The following is a 5,621-nucleotide window of genomic DNA, read 5'->3' on the forward strand; positions in this document are numbered from 1 at the left end:
CCGTCGAGCACGGCGTCGACCTCCAGCTGTCCGGCCACACCCACGGCGGCCAGCTCTGGCCCGGCAACCTCATCGCCGCCGCCGCGAACCCCACCGTCGCGGGCCTGGAGCGCTACGGCGACACCCAGCTCTACGTCTCACGCGGCGCGGGCGCCTGGGGCCCGCCCACCCGGGTGGGGGCACCGTCGGACATCACCCTGATCGAGCTGGCGTCGCGGCAGGCCTGACCCTGTGAGAACGCTGTGAAACCGGACCGAAACGCCCATCGGTAAGTTCTTTCCCAACTCGGCAGATCTCCCTTCCGCCCGCTCAAACACCTGTGATTGGGTGAGGCCGCCACAAAGGGGTGTGGCACTGGCACGAGGGCCCACGGGCCTGGGAGGCAAGGCCGATGCGATCGGTTCGCATGCGGATACTCGCGGGACTGCTCGTCCTGGCGGCCGTGGGCGTGGGCGCCTGGCAGCTCGTGCCGTCGAAGAAGCACGGCACGGCCATCACGGTCGGCACGACGGACGCCGTCACGTCCCTCGACCCGGCCGGCGCCTACGACGCCGGTTCCTGGGCGCTGTTCAGCAACGTCTTCCAGTCACTGCTCACCTTCGCTCCGGGCGGCACCGCGCCCGTCCCGGACGCGGCCAGGAGCTGTGCGTTCGCCGGCGGCGACCTGACCACGTACCGCTGCCGGTTGCGCTCCGGCCTCTCTTTCCCGAGCGGCCGGACGATGACCGGCGCGGACGTGCAGTACTCCTTCGACCGGATCATGAGGATCAAGTCCGCGGTCGGCCCGGCCTCCCTGCTGGACACCCTGCGTTCCGTGGACGCCCACGGGCTGACCGTCACCTTCCACCTGTCCTCGCCCGACGCCACGTTCCCGTTCAAGGTGGCCACCGGTGCGGGCTCGATCGTCGACCACACCGCGTACCCGGCCGACAAGCTGCGCACCGGCAGCGGTGTCGACGGCACCGGCCCGTACACCCTCACCTCCTACACCAAGGACGCCAAGGCGGTCCTCGCGCCCAACAGCCGGTACCAGGGCGCCGTCAAGGGCGGTGCGAACCGGACCGTCGAACTGCGCTACTACGCCACCCCCGGCGCCCTGGACACCGCCTGGAAGGCCAAGCGGGTCGAGGTCGCCACCCGCCAGCTGCCGCCCGACGTCCTCGCCGGCCTGAACCCGAGCGATCCCGCGCAGCGCGTCTTCGAGGCGGACGGCTCCGAGACCCGCAACCTGTACTTCAACACCCGCGCGGGCAAGCCCCTGCACGATCCGAAGGTCCGGCGGGCCATGGCCTGGCTCATCGACCGCGAGCGGCTGGCCGCCACCGTCTACGACGGCACCGTCGACCCGCTGTACTCGCTGATCCCGGCGGGCCTCACCGGGCACACCGCCTCGTTCTTCGACGACTATCCCCAGCCGGACCCGAAGAAGGCGCGGAAGCTGCTCACCCAGGCCGGTGTGACCCTGCCCGTCCGCTTCACCTACGGCTACGCCAAGGGCCGCGGCGCCGGTGCGCAGGAGGCCGCCGAGATCAAGCGGGAGCTGGAGGCGAGCGGCCTGTTCGAGGTCACCCTCAAGGGCTACGAGTGGACCGACTTCCAGAAGCGCTGGTCGAGCGGTGAGCTCGACGCGTACGCCGTCGGCTGGGTCGCCGACTTCCCCGACCCGGACACCTTCCAGGCCGCGCTCGTCGGCACCGGCAGCGCCATGAACACCGGCTACAGCAGCAAGACCGTCGACCGGCTCATCAAGGACAGTCAGCGCTACGCCGATCGCGGCGAGGCCGACCGGGACTTCCAGTCGGTGCAGCAGACCGTCGCCGAGGACGTGCCGGTGCTGCCGCTGTGGCAGGGCAAGGAGTACGTCGTCACCACGGAGGACATCGGCGGCGGCCAGTACCTGTCGGACGGCACGGGCGTGTTCCGCCTGTGGAGCCTCACGCAGCTCTAGAGGCCCGTGCGTGCTCCGGGCGCCCGTGCCTTACGCGCCGGTCCGCCGCGCGGCGGGGTCCGGGACCGCCCGGGTCATGCCCGGCAGGAAGTCCGTGAACAGCTCGTGCACCTCGCGTACGAGCGGCCGCAGCACCCGGAAGCGGGCCAGTGCGACACCCCGCGCGGTGAGCCGCGCCCCGCGCTCGGCGAGCCGGTAGCTGCGCTCCCGGCCCTCGGTCCGGTCGAAGATCCAGTACAGGACGAGGCCCATCTGGGACAGCCACATCAACTCGGGCAGGATGTCCCGCAGTTCCTCGGCCACCTTGGTCTTCGTCGCCCCGGCCAGCACCTCCCGGTGGACGCTGATGGCCTCCTCGCGCGCGTGCTCCGACTCGGGGGAGAAGGGGCTGAGCGGGCTGTCCGGGTCGGCGGCATTCTTGAAGAACTGCACCGCGAACTCGTGGTAGGGAGCGGCGATGTCCAGCCAGGCCCGCAGCACGCCCGCGAGCCGGGCCTCCAGATCGCTCTCCCGGTCCAGGATCTCCCGGACCGCCACCTGGTGCTCGGCGGCGATCCGGTCGTAGAAGCCCTGGATCAGGTGTTCCTTGCCCTCGAAGTAGTAGTACGCGTTGCCGACGGAGACCCCGGCCTCCTTGGCGATGGCCCGCATCGTCGTCTTGTCGTAGCCGCGCTCCTGGAACAGCCGCATGGCCGTCTCCAGGATCAGGGCGCGGGTCTGCTCGGACTTGCTCGGGGTGGCGCCGTCGTCGGGGCCGTCGTTCTTCGCGGACACGGGAAGAGAGCCTAACGTCAGCGCCCCGGCGCCCGGTGAGGGGCGCAGGTGCCGTCGGCGCAGCCCGGCGCGGTGTAGGTCCAGCCGAGGTCCGGGTCGTACGCCCACCCGTCCGCCCGCCGGTACACCCGCCCGCCCCACTGCCCGCCGCCCTGTCCACGGCTCCACTGCGTACCGCGCCACTTGGCGGCGGCCAGCACCGCGCCCTTGGCGAGCCGGGCGCCGGACGGGGTGCTGAGCCGGTGGGCGAGCGGCCGGTGCTCGCGCAGCGCCCACAGGGTGACGATCCAGGCGGCGGGGCCCCGGTAGACCTGCCCGGCGTCGCCGACGACGGTGATCTCGTCGAGGGTGGCGCCGTGGTCGAGGCCGGGAAACCGCCGCCGGGCCTCCTCGGAGCCGGCCGGGACCAGCTCCAGCGGCACCAGCTTCGGCTGCCGCAGGAGCCAGTCGCGCAGGAACGCGCACAGGGAGCACTCGGCGTCGTACAGGACGGTGAGCCGGCGGACCGGTGCGGGTGCGTTCGTGCCGGTCGTGTTCGTGCCGGTGGCGTTCATGCCGCGCTCCGCTCAGGCCTGCGCCTGCGGGGCGGCCCAGCCCTGCGGCGGCACCGGCGGCACCTGCTCGCGCTCCATGGCACCGCGCCGCCGGATCCGGTTGAGCACGTAGACGTTGGCCAGGTGCATCACGCCGAGCACCAGCAGCACCACGCCGAGCTTGGTCGACAGGGCCTCGAAGACGCCGCGCGTGTCGCTGATGGTCCCGTCGCCGCTCAGGTACAGCGCGACGAACCCGAGGTTGACGAGGTAGAAGCCGACCACCAGGAGGTGGTTGACGGCGTCGGCGAGCTTCTCGTTGCCGTGCAGCACGTCGGCGAGGAAGATCCTCCCGTTCCGGCTGAGCGTGCGGGCCACCCAGACGGTCAGACCGATGCTGACCAGCAGGTAGATGACGTAGGCGATGACCGTGCGGTCCATTGCCCCACCCTTCTTGAACACGTTCAAAACGCTGTCGGGGATGACTCTAGACCTGTTTTTGAACATGTTCAACACATGGTCGGGGGTGATTGTCAGTGGTGGCCCGTACTGTCGTCGGCATGGCAATCGTGACGTTCGTCGACGAGACGACAGCGGGGGAGCGGCGGGCCGCGTGGGGGCTGGAGATCGCCGAGGAGCGGCTGACCGCACGGGAGTTGATCCGGCGCCGGGTGTTCCAGGAGGTCGCCGAGTTCAACGCCCGGACGCCGGAGGTGTTCCAGGGCCTCGTGCAGCCCGAGGACACCGAGCGCGTGCTGAACGGGTACGCGGTGCGCACGCCCCGCCGGATCGACGCCGAGGCGCAGACGGCCCTGGCCCTGCGGGCGTTCGCGGGGAACGGCTTCCTGGTGCTGGTGGGCGACCGTCAGGTCACCGACCCCGACGAGGAGATCGACCTCCCGCTGGGCGCCGAGGTCACGTTCCTCAAGCTCGTCCCTCTGGTCGGTGGCTGATGAGCGCCTTCCGCACGCCCAGGTCCCACCTGGACCGGCTGCGCAACAGGATCGCCGACGGCGACGTGGGCCGGGTCGCCGACGAGGTGCTGAGCGTCCTCGACTCCAGCCGCGGCACCTGGGGCGGCAGTTGGGAGCAGGTGCTCGACCTGCTCCGGGACCTGCCGGCGGAGCGCCGCCGCCCGCTGCTGCACGCCCTGGCCGACCGCTTCGGGCAGGCCGGTGACGACACGGAGGACCGCTGCAGCCATCTCGCCCTGTGCGGCCTGGTCTCCGAGGGCCTCGACGACGACCCGCTGGCCGCCGAGCGCCACCGGGCCCTGACCGACCTGGCCCGACGGCAGACCTTCTGGCACTCGGCCCGCTTCGACGTCCTGGCCCGCGCCGAACTGGCCGCCGGCCGCCCGCTCCCCGCGCCCGTCGTGGCCGTCGTCCGCCGCGCGGCCCTGGACGCCTACCGCGCCGACGACCTCCCGAGCCTGGTCCGCCGGCTCACCGACCCTGTCCTCAACGTCGGTGAGGCCTGGGCCGAACAGGCCCTGCGCGACGCCACCACTCCCGACTGGCAGGCACTCCTCAGACACGCCCTGACAGCCACGGCGTCCAAGCCCACGGCCAAGTGGGACAAGGGGGCGCGGGCCCTGCTGGACACACTGGGCCCGGACGCGGTGCGCGAGAGGCTCCTGACCTGGCTCGCCCTCGTCGGCCGCCCCCGCACGCTTCCACTGGAGCGCCGCGCGTGGGAGCCGGACATCAACAACGCCTACGACCCGTACAACGCGACAGCCCTGCGCGGACTGGCCTGGCTCCTGTCCCTGCTGCCGCCCGACCCCGGCACGGCCCGCGCCCTCGGCGCCCTGGTCGAGACCTCACTGAAGAAGGTCGCGGGCCTCGGCCCCCGCAACCCCAAGGTTGCCAACGCGGGCGTCGTCGCGCTCGCCCGCGTCGACTCCGAAGCGGCCCTCGCCGAACTCGCCCGGCTGGCCACGCGGGTGACCTACAAGAACACCGCCAAGCTCCTCGACACGGCCCTGGAGGCCCGGGCCACCGCGCTCGGCCTCAGCCGCGAGGAGATCGAGGAACTGGCGGTCCCGGCCTACGGACTCACGGAGGTCGGCCGCGCGACGTACGGCCTCGGGGACGCCACGGCCCTGCTGGAGATCCGAGGCTCGAAGGCCCTGCTCGGCTGGCGCAACGCCGCGGGCAAGCCCGTCAAGAGCGTGCCGGCCGCGGTGAAGCGGGACCACGCCGACGAGCTGAAGGAACTGAAGACCGCGGTCAAGGACATCGACAAGATGCTCTCGGCCCAGAGCGAGCGCCTGGACCGCCAGTTCCTGGCCCGCCGCAGCTGGCCGTACGCCGTCTGGCGGGAGCGCTACCTCGACCACCCCCTGGTCGGCACCCTGGCCCGCC

The 5,621-nt window shown here is 71.9% G+C and carries 6 protein-coding genes and 1 pseudogene; 4 read left to right on the top strand and 3 right to left on the bottom strand.

Annotated features, from left to right (window positions below):
- Window positions 1–227 (top strand): annotated as a pseudogene (locus tag CCL05_RS39115) (metallophosphoesterase); the annotation flags it as partial.
- Window positions 228–406: 179 nt separating this feature from the next.
- Window positions 407–1,948: an ABC transporter substrate-binding protein gene (locus CCL05_RS39120; RefSeq protein WP_244204551.1), complete on the top strand. Its 1,542-nt coding sequence runs from the start codon at window positions 407–409 to the stop codon at window positions 1,946–1,948.
- 30 nt (window positions 1,949–1,978) lie between these two features.
- Here CCL05_RS39120 and CCL05_RS39125 read toward each other — a convergent pair whose 3' ends face one another.
- Genes CCL05_RS39125 through CCL05_RS39135 form a run of 3 tightly spaced genes read right to left on the bottom strand, consistent with a single transcriptional unit; the run spans window position 1,979 to window position 3,696 of the window.
- The gene (locus tag CCL05_RS39125) at window positions 1,979–2,722 is read right to left on the bottom strand and encodes a TetR/AcrR family transcriptional regulator (protein WP_086565366.1); all 744 of its coding nucleotides are present in this window, start codon (window positions 2,720–2,722) and stop codon (window positions 1,979–1,981) included.
- Between the two features lie 17 nt (window positions 2,723–2,739).
- The gene (locus tag CCL05_RS39130; protein WP_086565367.1) at window positions 2,740–3,276 is read right to left on the bottom strand and encodes a thiol-disulfide oxidoreductase DCC family protein; all 537 of its coding nucleotides are present in this window, start codon (window positions 3,274–3,276) and stop codon (window positions 2,740–2,742) included.
- 12 nt (window positions 3,277–3,288) lie between these two features.
- Complete coding sequence (locus tag CCL05_RS39135) at window positions 3,289–3,696, bottom strand: hypothetical protein (RefSeq protein ID WP_086565368.1); 408 nt, start codon at window positions 3,694–3,696, stop codon at window positions 3,289–3,291.
- Between the two features lie 119 nt (window positions 3,697–3,815).
- On the opposite strand from CCL05_RS39135, the gene CCL05_RS39140 reads away from it, so the two are divergent.
- Together CCL05_RS39140 and CCL05_RS39145 are read left to right on the top strand one after the other, a co-directional pair.
- Window positions 3,816–4,208: a hypothetical protein gene (locus tag CCL05_RS39140; RefSeq protein ID WP_086565369.1), complete on the top strand. Its 393-nt coding sequence runs from the start codon at window positions 3,816–3,818 to the stop codon at window positions 4,206–4,208.
- On the top strand, window positions 4,208–5,621 hold a 1,414-nt coding region (locus CCL05_RS39145; RefSeq protein WP_143590021.1), incomplete at its 3' end, for a DUF4132 domain-containing protein. The genes CCL05_RS39140 and CCL05_RS39145, both read left to right, overlap by 1 nt.

This window comes from Streptomyces africanus (genome assembly GCF_002150735.1).
In the GTDB taxonomy this organism is placed as follows: domain Bacteria; phylum Actinomycetota; class Actinomycetes; order Streptomycetales; family Streptomycetaceae; genus Streptomyces; species Streptomyces africanus.